Source organism: Goodfellowiella coeruleoviolacea, from assembly GCF_024171785.1.
GTDB classification, from domain to species: domain Bacteria; phylum Actinomycetota; class Actinomycetes; order Mycobacteriales; family Pseudonocardiaceae; genus Goodfellowiella; species Goodfellowiella coeruleoviolacea.
The window spans coordinates 532,354-549,392 of sequence record NZ_JAMTCK010000004.1; the positions used below are offsets into that span (position 1 = coordinate 532,354).

Below are 17,039 nucleotides of genomic sequence, written 5' to 3' on the forward strand. Positions count from 1 at the left end.
CGTGGGCGGACGAGCCGTGGGCGGACGAGCCGTGGGCGGACGAGCCGACGGGGCGGGGAGGCGGGCAACGCCGTGACCGGGCCGAGCGCTTTCGACACCGGGGACGCCAGGAACGCCGGGGACGCCAGGGACGCGAACGACCTGGTGCGGGCACGCGACAGCCTGCTCGCACCGGGCCGCCCGAGGCTGGCGGCGGGCGCGCTGCGGGACGCCCTGGTCGACCTGCACGAGTTCTGGCTGACCGCGCACGCGGCCGAGGCCGGTGTCACCGGATCGGGCATCGCCCTGATCGCGGTCGGCGGCCTCGGCCGGCGGGAACTGGTGCCTTTCGCCGACCTGGACCTCGCCCTGGTCCACGACGGCAACCCGCGGGGCGGCGGTGCCGGCGGCGACGACATCGAGACGATCGCGGACAAGCTGTGGTACCCGCTGTGGAACTCGGGCATCGGCCTGGACCACTCGGTCCGCACGGTCGGGCAGGCGCTGCGGGTGGCCGCTGGTGATCTGCGCACCGCCATGGGCCTGCTCGACGCCAGGCACCTGGCCGGCGACGCCGAGGTGAGCCAGCGGCTGGCCGACCGGGCCAGGCAGGAGTGGCGCGCCCGCGCCCGCACCCGGCTGGACGAACTGCTGGAGTCCAGCCAGCGTCGCTGGGCGCGCAGCGGTGAGATCGCCCACCGCGCCGAGCCCGACCTCAAACACGGCCGGGGTGGCCTGCGCGACGCCCACCTGCTCGACGCGCTGGCCGCCGCCCAACTCGCCGACCGGCCCACCACCGAGGTGCTGGAGGCCAGGCGGCTGCTGCTCGACGTGCGCACCGAGCTGCGCCGGTCCACCCGCCGCCCCCGGGACGTGCTGCGCGCCCAGGACGGCGACGAGGTCGCCGCCGCTCTCGGGCTGATCGACAGGTTCTCGCTGGCCAGGGCGGTGTCCTCGGCAGCCCGCACGATCAGCTACGCGCTGGACGTGGCCCTGCGCGCGGCGCGGGCGGCCACCGCCAGGCGCGGCCTCGGCGTGTTCGGCGCGCTGCGCCGGGGACCGGTCCGCCGACCCCTGGACGAGGGCGTGGTGCTGCACGGCACCGAGGTGGCACTGGCCAGGGACGCCTCACCCACCAAGGACCCGGCGCTGCTGCTGCGGGTGGCCACCGCCGCGGCCCGCGGCCGGCACCCCATCGCCGCCGGCACCCTGTCCCGGCTGGCCGACTTCGCGCCCGAACTGCGCGGGCCGTGGCCGCGCGAGGCCCGTGACGAGCTGTTCGCCCTGCTCGGCACGGGAACCGGGCTGGTGGACGTGGTCGAGGCACTGGACCGCACCGGGCTGTGGGGGCGGCTGTTCCCGGAGTGGGGCGCGGTGCGGGACCTGCCGCCGCGCAACGCCGCGCACACCTGGACCGTGGACCGCCACCTGGTGCAGACCACCGCGCACGCCGCCCGGCTCACCACCACCGTGTCCCGGCCGGACCTGCTGCTGCTCGGCGCGCTCCTGCACGACCTGGGCAAGGGCCGCCAGGCCGACCACTCCGAGGTCGGCGCGGCCCTGGCCACCCAGGTGGCCACCAGGATCGGGCTGTGGCCCTCGGACGTGGCCGCGGTGACCGCGCTGGTCCGCCACCACCTGCTGCTCATCCACACCGCGACCCGCCGGGACGTGGCCGACGAGGCCACGGTGCGCCGGGTGGTGGACACCATCGGCGGCGACGCCGTGCTGCTGGAGCTGCTGCACGCGCTCACCGAGGCGGACGCGCTGGCCACCGGGCCCGGGGTGTGGACGGACTGGAAGGCCGCGCTCGTCGCCGACCTGGTGCGGCGCTGCCGCGCCGTGCTGGCCGGCGACACGCTGCCCGAGCCCGAGCCGCTGGACGCCGAGTCGCGCGCGCTGGCCGCCGCGGCCGTGCGGACCGGCCGGCCGGACGTGCTGATGAGCGCGGACGGGCACCTGGCCACCATCACCGTGCTGGCCCCGGACCGGCCCGGTCTGCTGTCCAGGGCGGCCGGGGTGCTCGCGCTGAACTCCCTGGAGGTGCACTCGGCCACCCTGCGCACGGTCGCGGGCGCGGCGGTGGACGTGTTCCAGGTGTCGCCGCGCTTCGGGTCCCTGCCCGACCTGGCGCTGCTGCGGGAACAGCTGGTGCGGGCCCTGGAGGGCAGCCTGCCGCTGGCCGAGAAGCTGGCCGAGAAGGAGCGCGACTACGCGCGGTCCGCGGTGGAGCCCCCGCCGGTCCGGGTCCGCTGGTTCGACGACGAGGCCACCGGCGCGGTCGTGCTGGAACTGCGCGCCGCCGACCGGATCGGCCTGCTGCACCGGGCCGCCGCGGCCCTGGAGGGGTGCGGGGTGTCGATCCGCTGGGCCAGGGTGGCCACCCTCGGTGCCACCGCGATCGACTCGTTCTGTCTGGCCACGGAGGGCTCGACAGGTAAGGATGGAGGCGGCGACAACGACACCGTGCCGGGCGACGGGAGCGCGGCTCCCGCACCGGCGGCCGGTGCCGTCGCCGCCCGGCCGGGAAGCGGCGGCCTGGACGCCGACCTGCGTGGTCGGATCGAACAGGCGGTCGTGCTCGCGGCCACGTGAGTGTTCCGGCCGGGCTGGCCCCTCCCCCAGCCCGGCCGGTCACCCGTCCCCTCCCGCGAGTCGACTTTGCAAACCCCGCGAGTTGACACCTCCGACAGCGCGAGCTGACTTTGCAAACCCCGCGAGTTGCACGTTCACGCAGGGCCATGTGGGTGACAAGCCGGGCACTGCGTCCAGGTGGGTGAGTGCCGGGCCCGCACTGGCGCACCCGGGCATGGGTAGCACTACGCACGTCACATGGGGGGTGTTCACGCTCCACGTTCACCTCGTCACCCGGCAGGCTTGCACCCGTAACAAGGCAGTGGGACCACGGCCAGGGGGCCGCCGGGGCACTGGGGGCCGGGCGGTGTGGGGCCGAGGTGACGGGGGCCTTGTTACCGCGCGAGCTGTCCGGGGCGGCCCAGTGAGGGGTTGGGCCGCCTCAGGCGGCGCATCGGCCAGCCGGCCAGGACCGCGCTCACCCCGGGTTTTCCCAGTGCGACCGCCCGAAACGCCCGGAAGATCACGTACGGTGGTGGGGATATGGACCCGCCCAGGTATTCGCCGCCCAGCACTGGCCCGGCCGGCCACGACACCGGCGCCGCCGACGCGGCCGGCCGCGACACCGGCCCCGCCACCCCGGTGACCGGCTCCGCCAGCCCGGTGACCGGCCCCGACGCCGGCGCGACCAGCCCCGACGGCCAGCCGGCCAGGCGGGTTGGCCAGGAGACGCGCGGCGGGCAGCCCGAGCCGCTCACCATCCCGGTCCAGCCGCGCTCGCTCGTGGTGCTGGCCGGGTTACCTGGCGCGGGCAAGAGCACCCTGCTCGCCCGGCTGCACGTGGCCGGCGCCCCGGCCACCGTCCTCGACTCCGACCAGGTGCGCACCGTGCTGCGCGCGGCCCTGCCGGCGTGGGTGCCCTACCGCTGGTACCGGCCGCTGGTGCACCTGGCCCACCGGGCGCGCATCCTGGGCCACGCCCTGACCGCGCCCGGCCTGCTGGTGGTGCACGAGCCGTCCACCCGGTCCACCACCAGGGGCGCGCTGGTCGCGGTGGGCCTGCTCACCGGCCGGTCCCGGCACCTGCTGTGGCTGCACGCCAGTCCGGCCGAGGCGCTGGCCGGGCAGCGCGACCGGGGCCGGCTGATCCGCCCCGGCGCGTTCCTCCGGCACGTCCGGCGGGCGCGGGCCGTGCGCGAGCGGTGCCTTGCCGGCCGGCCACCCCGCGGCTGGACCGGGTTCCGCCTGCTCGACCGCGCGGCCACGGCCGCCGGTGTCAGGCTGTCGGTCACCTTCCGCTGAATGTCCGGCTACCCTCGTCAGGTGTGGCCGCGCAGTCCACCCGCGCGGCCGTTGTTCCACCAACGACATGCGAGGTCTGGCGGCACCGTGTTCGACACCCTTTCCGACCGGCTCACCTCGGTTCTGCAGAACCTGCGGGGCAAGGGCCGGCTCTCCGACGCCGACATCGACGCGACCTGCCGCGAGATCCGGATCGCGTTGCTGGAGGCCGACGTCGCCCTGCCCGTGGTCAGGGCCTTCATCGCGGGCGTCAAGCAGCGAGCCAAGGGCGCCGAGGTCTCCCAGGCGCTCAACCCGGCCCAACAGGTCGTGAAGATCGTCAACGAGGAGCTGATCGGCATCCTCGGCGGCGAGACCAGGCGGCTGAACCTGGCCAAGAACCCGCCCACCGTGATCATGCTGGCCGGTCTGCAGGGTGCCGGTAAGACCACGCTGGCCGGCAAGCTGGCCAAGTGGCTGCGCGGCCAGGGGCACGCGCCCCTGCTGGTCGCCTGCGACCTGCAGCGCCCCAACGCGGTGACCCAGCTGCAGGTGGTCGGCCAGCGGGCCGGCGTCGCGGTGTTCGCGCCCGAGCCGGGCAACGGCGTCGGCGACCCGGTCGACGTGGCCAGGCGCGGCATCGACGAGGCCAGGCGCGCCCAGCACGACGTGGTCGTGGTGGACACCGCCGGCCGGCTGGGCATCGACGAGGAGATGATGCGCCAGGCCGCGGACATCCGGCAGGCCGTGCAGCCCGACGAGGTGCTGTTCGTGGTCGACGCGATGATCGGCCAGGACGCGGTCACCACGGCCGAGGCGTTCCGCGACGGCGTCGGCTTCACCGGCGTGGTGCTGACCAAGCTCGACGGTGACGCCCGCGGTGGTGCCGCGCTGAGCGTGCGCCAGGTCACCGGCCAACCGATCATGTTCGCCTCCAACGGGGAGAAGCTGGAGGACTTCGACGTCTTCCACCCCGACCGGATGGCCAGCCGGATCCTGGGCATGGGCGACGTGCTCACCCTGATCGAGCAGGCCGAGCAGGCCTTCGACGCCGAGCAGGCCGAGCAGGCCGCGCAGAAGATCGGCTCGGGCCAGCTCACCCTGGAGGACTTCCTCGAACAGATGCTGGCCATCCGCAAGATGGGCCCGATCGCCAACCTGCTGGGCATGCTGCCGGGCGCCGGCCAGATGAAGGAGGCCATGGCCCAGGTCGACGAGAAGCACCTGGACCGGCTGCAGGCGATCATCCGAGGCATGACCCCGGCCGAGCGGGCCGACCCCAAGATGATCAACGCCTCCCGGCGGCTGCGCATCGCCAAGGGCTCCGGCGTGCAGGTCAGTGAGGTCAACGACCTGGTCAACCGGTTCTTCGAGGCCCGCAAGATGATGTCGCAGATGGCCGGCCGGTTCGGGCTGCCAGGCGCGGGCCGCGGGGGCAGCAAGAGCCGCAAGGGCAAGAAGGGCAAGAAGGGCAGCAAGGGGCGCGGCCCCACCCCGCCCAAGGTGCGCGGCGGCTTCCCCGGGCTGCCCGCCGGCATGCCCGGTGGCCTGCCCGACCTGTCCGGCATGCCGCCCGGCCTGAACGAACTCCCGCCCGGCCTGGCCGGGCTGGACCAGCTGCCCCCCGGGTTCGACCCGTCCAAGCTGAAGTTCGGCAAGAAGAAGTGACCCGCCAGCCATGACCGGAATGCACCTGCGTGGGGTCGTCCTGCCCGAGCAGGCCCCGCGCGACCTGTGGGTGGTCAACGGGCGGATCCGCACCGAGCCGGTGCCCGGCGCGCAGACCGTGGTCGACGGGGGCTTCCTGGTCCCCGGCCTGGTCGACGCGCACTGCCACCTCGGCATCGGCCCGAACGGCCCGGTCGACCTCGACGAGGCGGCCGTGCAGGCGCGGACCGACCGCGACGCGGGCACGCTGCTGATCCGCGACTGCGGCGTGCCCATCGACAACCGGCCCCTGCAGGAGCGCCTGGACCTGCCCCGGATCATCCGGGCCGGCCAGCACCTGACCCGCCCCAAGCGGTACCTGCCGCACCTGGGCGTCGAGCTGGACGACCCGGAGCTGCTGCCGCAGGCCGTGGCCGAACAGGCCGCCAACGGCGACGGCTGGGTCAAGCTCGTCGGCGACTGGATCGACCGGTCCGTCGGCGACCTGGCGCCGCTGTGGCCGGACGAGGTGCTGGCCAAGGCCATCGCCGTGGCCCACGAGAACAACGCCAGGGTCACCGCGCACGTGTTCGGCGAGGACGCCATCCCCGGGCTGCTCGCCGCGGGCATCGACTGCATCGAGCACGGCACCGGCCTGACCGACGACACCATCAACGCCATGGCCGCGGCCGGCACCGCGCTGGTGCCCACCCTGATCAACATCGAGAACTTCCCGTCCTTCGTGGCCGCGGCCACCAGGTATCCCACGTACGCCGCGCACATGCGCGCGCTCTACGAGCAGGCGCCGGCCCGGATCGGCGCGGCCATCGAGGCCGGCGTGCCGGTCTACGCGGGCACCGACGCGGGCGGTGGCGTCGCCCACGGCCGGCTGCCCGACGAGGTGGCCGCGCTGCACCGGGTGGGCATGAGCACCGAGCAGGCCATCGGCGCCGCCTCCTGGGCCGCCCGCGACTGGCTCGGCTACCCGGGGCTGCGCGACGGCGCCCCCGCCGACGTGGTGGTGTACGCGGCGGACCCGCGCACCGACCTCGCTATCCTCAACGCACCCGAGTTGATCATGCTGCGCGGCCGGATCATCCCCAGGTCGTAGCGCGCCCCGGCCGCTCAACCGCCGCACCGCCCTGGCCGCGACCGGCCCGGGCGGGCCCGCGCGCGGGAACCCGCAGTGATGCGGCGTGCACTCGTCGTGGCCAACGCGCCCGGGGGGCGCTAGCGTCGCAGCAGAGGGAAGAGGAGTGCGGGTGGACCACGAGCCGCGACCGGGCGAGCCGGCCCAGCCCAGCCCGTCACCGGGCCTGGTCACTGGGTCGGCCCAGGCCGCGCACTGGGGTTTTCTCGGCTTCTTCGTCGGACTCGGCGGCTACCACCTGCTCACCCTGGTGCTCACCGCGGTGCTGTCCGGCCGGCTCAGCGGCTTCGACGCGGCCGAGCCGCCCGCGCTCGGCCCGCTGCTGCTGCTGGCCTTCCTGCCCAACGTGCTGCTCGGCCTGGGACCCGCGGTGCTGTCCTGGTGGCGGGGCCGGGGGCCGCGCCGCGACTTCGGCGTGCTGCCGAACTGGCGGGACATCCGGGTCGGCCTGGCCAGCGGTGGGTTCTCCCTGCTGGCCGCGTGGGCACTGGGCGTGGTGCTGTTCCAGGTCCACGGCGGTTCGACCAGGGAGAGCACCCCGCTGGACAGCCTGAGCGCACTGGCCGACGAGCAGACCGTCTGGCTCGCCGCCGCCGCGCTGTTCCTGCTGCTGGGTGCGCCGCTGACCGAGGAGCTGCTGGTGCGCGGCGCGCTGTGGGGGGCGCTGGAGCACTACCGGATACCGCGCTCGGTCGTCCTCGCGCTCACGTCCCTGATCTTCGCGTTCCTGCATGAGGAGTCATGGCGCACGCTGAGTCTGTTCGCACAGGGCATCGCCATCGGGTGGGCCAGGATGGTCACCGGGCGGATCGGCGCGAGCATCGTCGCGCACGCGGCCAACAACCTGGTGCCGGCACTGGATGTGTACCTGTCCGGCGGATGAGCGGCCGCCACCCGTTCCGGCGGCCGGCGTTCCGGGGGACCGGCTCGGGGTTGGCGATACCTCCAGGAGGGTAAGCGACCAGCGAGTCGGCGCCGTCGGGCACCGGGCCAGCCGGGACCGGACCGGCGGGGCGGCGGCGGGACAGCCGGGTGCTGGGAGCGGCTGGCCGACCCGCCACCGGACGATTCCACGTGGATGGGTCCTGGCCGCGGACCGCCGGCTAGTCTCGGCCCCGCGGCTGTCGCACCGGGCGGGCCCGGCCACAGATGACGACGATCCCGCGATGGTGGTGTCCCATCCGGACCCACGACCCCAGCCCGTGGCACCGAAGGCCACGCACGATCGGCGCAACGGAGGCACCCGTGAACCCCAGCCACGCACCGGAGCCCGCCGGGGAGACACCCAGCCTGGGGGCTGCCAGGCAGAGCACCGACGGCGTCGCCTCGGCCCCGCCACCGCCGCCGGCGCGTCCCTCGGGCGTGCCCGCCACCGGTGACACCCCGGCACACCGCTGGGGATTCGGGGCGTTCCTGCTGGTCGAGCTGGTGTTCCTGATCTCGTCGGTACTGGTGGTGATGCCCTTCGACCGGACCGCGACGGGCCGGCTGCCCCCGGTCGGCGTGCTGGTCAGCGTGGCCGCGCCCACCCTGCTGGCCACGCTGGTGGCGCTGCTGGCCACGGTGGTGCGCGGCAACGGCCCGCTCAAGGACCTGAAGCTGGCGTGGAACTGGACCGACGTCCGGCTGGGCATCGGCATCGGCGCGATCGGCCTGGTGGTCACCGTGATCGCGTCGAACCTCTGGTCGAGGTGGGTCGGCGGGGACAACGCCAACTCCGCGGTCGGCTCGCTGCTGGACGGGCTGGAGCTGTCCCCGCTGCTGGCCGTGCTGATCTTCCTGCACCTGTGGCTGGTCGCGCCGCTGTGCGAGGAGATCATCTACCGGGGGCTGCTGTGGGGCGCGATGGAGCGGCTGCGCTGGAGCAGGTGGACGGCGTTCGTGCTGAGCACCGCGATCTTCGCCGCCGCCCACCTCGAACCGGACCGCACCCCGCTGCTGCTGGTGATCGCGATCCCGATCGGGCTGGCCAGGCTGCTGTCCGGCCGGCTGCTCGCCAGCATCGTCGTGCACCAGCTGAACAACCTGATGGGCGCGCTCGGCATCCTGCTCACCGCGCTGGGCGCCATGCCCATGTGAGGAGCCTCCCGATCGGGTGAACACCCTGGTCAGGCCCCCGGCACGGGTGGTTTCGCCCCGGGCGGTTCGTGCTGGTTCCCGGCATCTGGCAAAATGGGTGGCTGTCCGCCTTGGCCGGACCCTCTCACCGTGCCGTGGCAGCAATGACCTTTGGGCGCCGTGACCCGTCCCCACTCGGGTTTCGTGCGCTCGACTCTGAGCAACGAGAGCCTGAGGAGCATTCCCACCCGTGGCCGTCAAGATCAAGCTGCAGCGGCTTGGCAAGATTCGTCAGCCGTTCTACCGCATCGTCGTCGCCGACTCCCGCACCCGCCGTAGCGGCAAGGCCATCGAGACCATCGGCAAGTACAACCCGATGACCGAGCCGAGCCTGATCGAGGTCGACTCCGACCGCGCCCAGTACTGGCTCGGGGTCGGCGCCCAGCCCACCGACGCGGTCCAGCACCTGTTCGAGGTGACCGGCGACTGGCAGAAGTTCAAGGGCCTGCCGGGCACCGAGGGCACCGTGCGGCACGCCGAGCCCAAGCCGGACAAGAAGGCCCTGTTCGAGGCCGCGCTGGCGGCGGCGAACGAGGAGCCGATGGCCGAGGCCACCACCCCCAAGAAGAAGGGTGGCAAGAAGGCCGAGGCCAAGGACGAGGGCGGCGACAAGGCCGAGGCCAAGGCCGAGAAGGCTGAGGACGGCCAAGCGTGAGTGTGCTCGCGGACGCACTGGAGCACCTCGTCCGCGGCATTGTCGACCACCCGGACGACGTGCGGGTCAGCCTGGTGACCACGCGCCGGGGGCGCACGCTCGAAGTGCACGTGCACCCGGACGACCTCGGCAAGGTGATCGGCCGGGGCGGTCGGACCGCCACCGCCCTGCGCACCGTGATGACCGGTATCGGTGGTCGCGGTGTGCGGGTGGACGTGGTCGACACCGATCGTTGAGCGTCTGAGCGACATGGACGTGGTTGTCGGCCGGGTGGCCAAGGCGCACGGCGTCACCGGTGAACTCGCCGTGGACGTGCGCACGGACTCGCCCGAGGAACGGTTCGCCGTGGGATCGGTGCTGTCCGCGCGCCTGCGCGACGGCACCGTCCGCGCCCTCACCGTCGCAGCCGCCCGGCCCCACGCCGGGCGGCTGCTGGTGCGCTTCGACGAGGTGCTGACCAGGGACGTCGCCGAGACCCTCCGGGGCACCCTGCTGGTGGTGGACGCGGACAGCCTGCCGCCGCCCGAGGACCCGGACGAGTTCTACGACCACGACCTGGAGGGGCTGACCGCGGTGCTGGCGGACGGCACCCCGGTCGGCACCGTGCGCGAGGTGCTGCACGTCGCCGGCAGCGACCTGCTGGTGGTGGAGCGGCCCGAGCCGGCCGACCCGGGCGCGGCCCAGGCCGAGCCGGCCGAGCGCGAGGTGCTGGTGCCGTTCGTTCGGGACATCGTGCCCGAGGTCAACATCACGGAGGGCCGGGTCGTGCTGACCCCGCCGGAGGGCCTGCTGGACTAGTGCGCATCGACGTCCTGACCATCTTCCCCGAGTACCTGGCGCCGCTGCGCGCCGCGCTGCTCGGCAAGGCCATCGAGCGCGGCCTGCTCGACCTCACCGTGCACGACCTGCGCGACTGGACGCACGACGTGCACCGGTCGGTGGACGACAGCCCGTACGGGGGCGGCCCGGGCATGGTGATGAAGCCCCAGGTCTGGGGGGAGGCCCTGGACGAGGTCTGCGCCGGCGAGGTGCCGCCTAGACTGGTGGTGCCCAGCCCGGCCGGCCGGCCGTTCACCCAGGAGACCGCCAGGCAGTACGCGACCGAGTCGCGGCTGGTGTTCGCCTGCGGCCGGTACGAGGGCATCGACCAGCGGGTCATCGACGACGCGGCCAGGCGGATGCCGGTGGACGAGGTGTCCATCGGCGACTACGTGCTGGTCGGCGGCGAGGTCGCGGTCATGGTGATGGTGGAGGCGGTGGCCAGGCTGCTGCCCGGGGTGCTGGGCAACCCCGCCTCGGCCGAGCAGGACTCCTTCTCCGACGGGCTGCTGGAGGGGCCCAGCTACACCAGGCCCGAGGTCTGGCGCGAGCTGGCCGTGCCCGAGGTGCTGCGCTCCGGCAACCACGCCGCCATCGCCCGCTGGCGTCGGGACCGGGCACTGGAACGCACCTTCCACCGCCGGCCCGACCTCCTGGCGACCCTGCCTGACCAGGCGTTGGACCGGCATGACCGGGCCGTGCTCGACCGGTTGCGCGCCGAGCACGGATAGCCCCCGATTTTTGGTATCGGAAATCGGTCTGGCACACTGGACAGGTTGATACAGCCGGGTAGGTCTCCGGCGTACACCGCAAACCATCCCCAGGTTTGGTCGCGACCGCCGCCTGTCACCATGTCAGTGGTGGTGGAACGCGCCCGAAGGGGCCACAGCAAGAACACCCGATAGTGACGAGGACGGACCATCCGATGAACACCCTGGACGCTCTGGACGCCCAGTCGCTGCGTTCCGACATCCCGGACTTTCGTCCGGGCGACACCCTGAAGGTCCACGTCCGCGTCATCGAGGGCTCTCGCGAGCGAGTCCAGGTGTTCCAGGGCGTGGTGATCCGTCGCCAGGGTGGCGGCATCCGCGAGACCTTCACCGTGCGCAAGGTGTCGTTCGGCGTGGGCGTGGAGCGCACCTTCCCGGTGCACACCCCGAACATCGCCAAGATCGAGGTGGCCACGCGCGGCGACGTGCGTCGGGCCAAGCTCTACTACCTGCGTGAGCTGCGCGGCAAGGCCGCCAAGATCAAGGAGAAGCGCGAAACGCCGTCGGCTTCCTGAGCCGATCGCGCCCGGGTGCCGTAGCCTTCCCCCGTGGCCGACCCCGTACGACCTACCGCAGGTCAGGATGACGAGCCGGAGCGCCCGGACCGAGCAGCCCAGCCTCCCGAATCCACACCGGATTCGGGAGGGCTGGATGACGCTCGCGCCGGCGCCGGTGAGCAGGCGAGGAGCGCGAAGCCCAAGAAGAAGGGCTCGTTCTGGCGCGAGCTGCCCATCCTGGTGTTGACCGCGCTGGTCCTGGCGTTCTTGATCCAGACCTTCCTCGCGCGCGTCTACGTGATCCCGTCCCAGTCGATGGAGCAGACCCTGCACGGGTGCCCGGGCTGCACCAACGACCGGGTGCTGGTGGACAAGCTCACCTACGACTTCACCGACCCCGGCCCGGGCGACGTGGTCGTCTTCCGCGGGCCGGACAGCTGGGGACAGAACGAGTTCTACAGCAACCGGTCGGACAACCCGGTCGTGCGGGGCATCCAGGAAGTGGCGTCCCTGGTCGGGCTGGCACCGCCGGACGAGCGCGACTTCGTCAAGCGCATCATCGCCGTGGGCGGGCAGACCGTGCAGTGCTGCGACGAGCAGCACCGCGTGGTGGTGGACGGCAAGCCGCTGGACGAGCCCTACATCTACTGGGAGCCGGGCACCGGCCCCGAGGACATGCGCCCGTTCGGGCCGTTCACCGTGCCCGAGGGCCGGCTGTGGGTGATGGGCGACAACCGGATGGACTCGGCCGACTCCCGGGTGCAGGGCGGCGGTGGCGAGAACGGCACCGTGCCGGTGGACAACGTGATCGGCAAGGCCCGGTTCATCGTGCTGCCGCCGTCGCGCTGGCAGGGCATCAGCGACCACAACCCCCAGGCAGTGGCCCTCGGCGCGCCCGCGTGGCAGGCCGGCCTGCCGCTGGGTGCTGGCGCGGTGGCGGCCTGGCCCACCCTGTGGCTGGGCCGGCGACTGCTGGCGCCGTGGCGGGCCCAGTTCCGCCGGCGGGCACTCGGCCGGGACAGCTGACGCCGGCTGCGTCACCGTGCTCTGATCCCGCATCGGTAGGCTGATCAGGTGGCCGATGTCGCACCGTCATGGGATCCCGAGGACGGCGATCCCCAGCGTCTGAACCCAGACGACGAAGCCGCCGCGACCGGCGGGCCGGGCAAGTCGGACAAAGCCCGCAAGAAGGGCTCGTTCTGGCGTGAGCTGCCGATCCTGGTGGTGACCGCGGTCGTGCTGGCCGTGCTGATCCAGACCTTCCTGGCCAGGGTGTACTCCATCCCCTCGCAGTCGATGGAGCAGACCCTGCACGGCTGTGACACCTGCACCGGTGACCGGGTGCTGGTGGACAAGCTCACCTACAACTTCACCGACCCGGGCCCGGGCGACGTGGTGGTCTTCAGCCGGCCCGACACCTGGGACCGCGGCGAGTTCAGCACCAACCGGTCGGACAACGTGGTGGTGCGCTGGCTGCAGGAAGCCGGCTCGCTGATCGGGCTGGCCGACCCGAGCGAGGACGACTTCGTCAAGCGGGTGATCGCCGTGAGCGGGCAGACCGTGCAGTGCTGCGACGCCGCCAACCGCGTGCTGGTCGACGGAAAGCCGCTGGACGAGACCTACATCTACTGGGAGCCTGGGAGAGGAACCACCCAGGACTCCTTCGAGCCCATCAGGGTTCCGGAGAACTACCTGTTCGTGATGGGTGACAATCGCAATGACTCCAAGGACTCGCGTTACCAGGGCGGCGGCGGAGTCAACGGTCTGGTCCCGGTGGACAACGTGATCGGCAAGGCCCGGTTCATCGTGCTGCCGCCGTCGCGCTGGCAGGGCGTGAGCGACCACGACCCGCAGGCGGTGGCACTGAGCGCGCCCGCGTGGCAGACCGGCCTGCCGCTGGGCGTCGGTGCGGTCGCGGCCTGGCCCGCCGTGCTGGTCGGCCGGCGACTGCGCGGGCTGGTGGTTCGACCGGACAGGCGGCGGTAGCACCATGAGCACACAACCCAGCACCCTGCCGCGCCCGCCCAGGGCGGTGATCAGGCGCACGGCCGGCAACTGGGCACTGCAGTCCGCGCTCGACCGCCGCGGCCTCGGCCCGGTCGCCGGGGTGGACGAGGCCGGCCGGGGAGCCTGCGCCGGCCCACTGGTGATCGCCTCGTGCGTGCTGCGGCCCGGGGACGCCAGCCGGCTGGACGGGCTCACCGACTCCAAGCTGCTCACCCCCGCGGCCCGGGACCGGATGTTCGACGCGGTGGTGGCCAGGGCACTGGACTACGCCGTGGTCGTGGTGCCGGCCAGCGAGATCGACCTGATCGGGGTGCACGTGGCCAACATCGAGGGCATGCGCCGAGCCGTGGCCCGGTTGACCACCCACCCGGGATACGTCCTGGTGGACGGCTTCCGCGTGCCCGGGCTGACCGCGCCGAGCCTGCCGGTGGTCAAGGGCGACAAGGCGGCTGCCTGCGTGGCGGCGGCGTCGGTGCTGGCCAAGGTCACCAGGGACCGGATCATGGCCGAACTGCACCAGGAGCTGCCGGTGTACGGGTTCGACGTGCACAAGGGCTACTGCACGGCCGACCACAGCGCCGCGTTGGCCGAACACGGCCCCAGTGACGAGCACCGCTGGTCGTATGCGAACGTGGCCGCGGCGGCGCGGGCGCACGGAATGCGTCCGCCACGCCGGGTGGCGCGGAGTACGGCGGCGCTCAACGTGGTTCACAATGGTGAGCCTTCACAATCAACGGCGTCGGGCGCACGATCGGGAGGGGCGCGGATCCAATGAGCGCAGAGGATCTCGAAAAGTACGAGACCGAGATGGAGCTGCAGCTCTACAGGGAGTACCGCGACATCGTCGGCCAGTTCTCCTTCGTGGTGGAGACCGAGCGGCGGTTCTACCTGGCCAACGCGGTGGACGTGCAGGCGCGCAACGCCGACGGTGAGGTCTACTTCGAGGTGCGGATGTCCGACGCCTGGGTGTGGGACATGTACCGGCCGGCGCGGTTCGTCAAGAACGTCCGGGTCATCACGTTCAAGGACGTCAACGTGGAGGAGCTGGACAAGCCAGACCTCCGGTTGCCGGACAGCGACTCCTTCAACGGCTGACCGGCGCAGCTTCCGGCGGGGCGGCGGGCGCCGCCGCCCCGTGCTGTCGCGCCCGCGCGCGAGTGCGGTGCCGCCGACGGGGTGCCGGCGGCGTGGTGCCGCTGACTGTTGCTGTGGTCCGGTTCGGGTGCCTGACTGACCGGAGCCGGACGGGACCACCACCCGTGACGGCCGGGGCCGCCGGGTAGGTCTGCTGGCAGGGCGTGCTGCCCTGCCCTGGCCCGCTGGCGTGGCGCCTGTCCGTGTCCTCCCCGCTGTCCTTGCCGGGCCTGCGCGTGGCTGACTTCGACCACCGGGTGGCGCACTGGTCCGCCCGTCTGGCGGCGCTATACCACCGTTTCGTGGACCATCCGGCAATTTCACCCGTTCGTGGTCCTAGTTGTCCACAACCCCCGCAGCTGTCCACAACCAGCGACAACGTCGTTCCGTGACCGGTCAACTCCCGGCACCGTGTGAGGCACACGAATTCCACGGGGGAGTTCACGGGGGAGGCGAGAGCTGTGAGTGTGGCTGTTCCTGTCCTGCCGCCGCATCCGGCGGTCGGACAGTCGTCGGAGCGTCGCGCGCGGGGCAGTGCCGCGTCGGCGGCGCTTGGCCGGCGTGGTGAGGCGCTGGCTGCCCAGTACCTGGAAAGCCAGGGCCTGGTCGTGCTCTCACGCAACTGGCGGTGCCGCGAGGGCGAGTTGGACCTGGTCGCCACGGACGGTGTCCGGCTGGTCGTGTGCGAGGTGAAGACCCGGTCCTCGGACTGGCAGGGCGACCCGGCCCAGGCCGTCGACCGGGCGAAGCTGCGCCGGCTGCGTCGGCTGGCGGGCAGGTGGTTGACCACCTTCCGGGTGGGGTGGTGCGAGATCCGGTTCGACGTGATCGCCGTGCACTGGCCGCCGAGCGGCCCGATCCGGTTGCGGCACCGGCGAGGTGTGTCCTGATGGCGCTCGCGTCAGCGTGGTCGGTGGCGTTGTTCGGGGTGGACGGGCTGACCGTGGAGATCGAGGCGGACGTCGGGTCCGGCATGCCCGGCGTGCAGCTGCTCGGGCTGCCTGACGCCGCACTGCACGAGGCGAAGGACCGGGTGCGGGCCGCCGTGCGCAACAGCGGCGAGCAGTGGCCCCAGCAGCGCGTCACCCTGGGGCTGTCCCCGGCCACCCTGCCCAAGGGCGGTTCCGGCTACGACCTCGCCCTGGCCGCCGCGGTGCTGGCCGCGGCCGGCCTGGCGCCGCGTGGCCTGCTCGGCTGCACCGCGCTGATCGGGGAGTTGGCGCTGGACGGCCGGGTGCGTCCGGTGCGGGGTGTGCTGCCCGGTCTGCTGGCCGCCCGCAAGGCCGGCCTGCGCCAGGCGGTGGTGCCGGTGGCGACGCTCGCCGAGGCCGCCCTGGTCGATGGCATCACCGTGTTCGGCGTGGCCCACCTGCGGGAGCTGGTCGGCTGGCTGCGGGGTGAGCCAGGGCGGTTGACCGAGCCGGCTTTCGACCCCCTTCCGCCCGAAGCTCCGCCGCAGGGTGACCTCGCGGACGTGCTCGGCCAACCCGAGGCGCGCTGGGCGCTGGAGGTCGCCGCCGCCGGCGGACACCACCTGCTGCTGGTCGGTCCGCCCGGCACCGGCAAGACCATGCTGGCGCAACGCATGATCGGTCTGCTTCCCGCGCTCTCGCCCCAGGAGTCTCTGGAGGTCACCGCCATCCACTCGGTGGCCGGCCTGCTCTCCGCGCGGACCCCGCTGATCACCACGCCGCCCTTTGTCGCGCCGCACCACTCCATCTCGGGTGCCGCCCTGCTGGGCGGCGGCGCTGGACTGGCCAGACCGGGCGCGGTGAGCCGCGCCCACCGCGGGGTGCTGTTCCTGGACGAGGCGTGCGAGTTCGGCCCACGGCGGCTGGAGGCGCTGCGCACGGCGCTGGAGGAGGGCGAGGTGCGGTTGGCCAGGCGGGACGGTGTCACCTGCTACCCGGCCCGGTTCCAGCTCGTGCTGGCCACCAACCCCTGCCCGTGCGCGCCGCCCCGGGAGGTGGACTGCTGCTGTCCGCCCAACACCAGGCGCCGGTACTTCAGCCGGCTGTCCGGTCCGCTGCTGGACCGGGTCGACCTGCGGGTGCGGATGCGCCCGGTCACCGCCATGACCACCGCCGAGGCGGGCAGTGCCGAGCCCAGTGCGCAGGTGCGCCAGCGGGTGCTGCGGGCCAGGGAACGGGCGGCGCTGCGGTGGGCCGACCACGGCTGGCGCACCAACGCCGAGGTGCCCGGGCCGGCACTGCGCAAGGAGTTCGCCCTGCCCAGGCCGGTGACGGCACTGCTGGACCGCGGGCTGGACAGCGGAGCGGTGACCGGCCGGGGTGCCGACCGGTGCCTGCGCGTCGCCTGGACCCTGTCCGACCTGGCCGACCAGGAGCGGCCCGACGCCGACCACGTGGCCGCCGCGCTGGAGTTCCGGGAACGGAGGTCCGCGTGAT

The 17,039-nt window shown here is 73.1% G+C and carries 17 protein-coding genes; all 17 read left to right on the forward strand.

The window, feature by feature from the left end; translation table 11 throughout:
• Positions 1 to 72 precede the first annotated feature (72 nt).
• The 17 genes from LX83_RS11270 (at position 73) to LX83_RS11350 (ending at position 17,038) form a co-directional block, all read left to right on the forward strand.
• A complete protein-coding gene (locus LX83_RS11270) occupies positions 73 to 2,574 on the forward strand; it encodes a [protein-PII] uridylyltransferase (protein WP_407649522.1) in 2,502 nt (833 codons plus the stop codon).
• A 522-nt stretch (positions 2,575 to 3,096) separates the two neighbouring features.
• Positions 3,097 to 3,855 carry an AAA family ATPase gene (locus LX83_RS11275; RefSeq protein WP_308203950.1) on the forward strand — a complete coding sequence of 253 codons (759 nt, stop codon included), beginning with the start codon at positions 3,097 to 3,099 and terminating at the stop codon, positions 3,853 to 3,855.
• An 87-nt stretch (positions 3,856 to 3,942) separates the two neighbouring features.
• Positions 3,943 to 5,502, forward strand: a complete 1,560-nt coding sequence (gene ffh, locus LX83_RS11280) for a signal recognition particle protein (protein WP_253770083.1) — start codon at positions 3,943 to 3,945, stop codon at positions 5,500 to 5,502.
• A 10-nt stretch (positions 5,503 to 5,512) separates the two neighbouring features.
• Positions 5,513 to 6,592 carry an amidohydrolase family protein gene (locus LX83_RS11285; protein ID WP_253770085.1) on the forward strand — a complete coding sequence of 360 codons (1,080 nt, stop codon included), beginning with the start codon at positions 5,513 to 5,515 and terminating at the stop codon, positions 6,590 to 6,592.
• Positions 6,593 to 6,797: 205 nt separating this feature from the next.
• Positions 6,798 to 7,514 (forward strand): CPBP family intramembrane glutamic endopeptidase, encoded by a 717-nt coding sequence (locus tag LX83_RS11290; RefSeq protein WP_253770199.1) that lies wholly within the window; start codon positions 6,798 to 6,800, stop codon positions 7,512 to 7,514.
• Positions 7,515 to 7,876: 362 nt separating this feature from the next.
• Positions 7,877 to 8,710 carry a CPBP family intramembrane glutamic endopeptidase gene (locus tag LX83_RS11295; protein ID WP_253770087.1) on the forward strand — a complete coding sequence of 278 codons (834 nt, stop codon included), beginning with the start codon at positions 7,877 to 7,879 and terminating at the stop codon, positions 8,708 to 8,710.
• A gap of 229 nt (positions 8,711 to 8,939) precedes the next feature.
• Entirely contained in the window at positions 8,940 to 9,404 is a 465-nt protein-coding gene (gene rpsP, locus LX83_RS11300) for a 30S ribosomal protein S16 (protein WP_253770089.1), read from the forward strand.
• Positions 9,401 to 9,640 (forward strand): RNA-binding protein, encoded by a 240-nt coding sequence (locus LX83_RS11305; RefSeq protein WP_253770091.1) that lies wholly within the window; start codon positions 9,401 to 9,403, stop codon positions 9,638 to 9,640. Before rpsP ends, LX83_RS11305 begins: the two co-directional genes overlap by 4 nt.
• 13 nt (positions 9,641 to 9,653) lie before the next feature.
• Positions 9,654 to 10,202: a ribosome maturation factor RimM gene (rimM, locus tag LX83_RS11310; RefSeq protein WP_253770093.1), complete on the forward strand. Its 549-nt coding sequence runs from the start codon at positions 9,654 to 9,656 to the stop codon at positions 10,200 to 10,202.
• Positions 10,202 to 10,954, forward strand: coding sequence for a tRNA (guanosine(37)-N1)-methyltransferase TrmD (trmD, locus tag LX83_RS11315; protein WP_253770095.1), 753 nt, complete (start codon positions 10,202 to 10,204; stop codon positions 10,952 to 10,954). Before rimM ends, trmD begins: the two co-directional genes overlap by 1 nt.
• Before the next feature lie 194 nt (positions 10,955 to 11,148).
• The gene (gene rplS / locus LX83_RS11320; RefSeq protein WP_253770097.1) at positions 11,149 to 11,508 is read left to right on the forward strand and encodes a 50S ribosomal protein L19; all 360 of its coding nucleotides are present in this window, start codon (positions 11,149 to 11,151) and stop codon (positions 11,506 to 11,508) included.
• A gap of 33 nt (positions 11,509 to 11,541) precedes the next feature.
• On the forward strand, positions 11,542 to 12,516 hold the full coding sequence (gene lepB, locus LX83_RS11325; RefSeq protein ID WP_253770099.1) for a signal peptidase I: 975 nt from the start codon (positions 11,542 to 11,544) through the stop codon (positions 12,514 to 12,516).
• A gap of 48 nt (positions 12,517 to 12,564) precedes the next feature.
• Complete coding sequence (gene lepB, locus LX83_RS11330) at positions 12,565 to 13,476, forward strand: signal peptidase I (RefSeq protein ID WP_407649523.1); 912 nt, start codon at positions 12,565 to 12,567, stop codon at positions 13,474 to 13,476.
• A gap of 4 nt (positions 13,477 to 13,480) precedes the next feature.
• Positions 13,481 to 14,272 (forward strand): ribonuclease HII, encoded by a 792-nt coding sequence (locus LX83_RS11335; RefSeq protein WP_253770101.1) that lies wholly within the window; start codon positions 13,481 to 13,483, stop codon positions 14,270 to 14,272.
• Positions 14,269 to 14,592 carry a DUF2469 domain-containing protein gene (locus LX83_RS11340; RefSeq protein ID WP_253770103.1) on the forward strand — a complete coding sequence of 108 codons (324 nt, stop codon included), beginning with the start codon at positions 14,269 to 14,271 and terminating at the stop codon, positions 14,590 to 14,592. The genes LX83_RS11335 and LX83_RS11340 overlap by 4 nt, the downstream gene beginning before the upstream one ends.
• Before the next feature lie 506 nt (positions 14,593 to 15,098).
• Positions 15,099 to 15,521: a YraN family protein gene (locus LX83_RS11345; protein ID WP_308203952.1), complete on the forward strand. Its 423-nt coding sequence runs from the start codon at positions 15,099 to 15,101 to the stop codon at positions 15,519 to 15,521.
• Positions 15,521 to 17,038, forward strand: coding sequence for a YifB family Mg chelatase-like AAA ATPase (locus LX83_RS11350; protein ID WP_253770105.1), 1,518 nt, complete (start codon positions 15,521 to 15,523; stop codon positions 17,036 to 17,038). Before LX83_RS11345 ends, LX83_RS11350 begins: the two co-directional genes overlap by 1 nt.
• Position 17,039 lies beyond the last annotated feature (1 nt).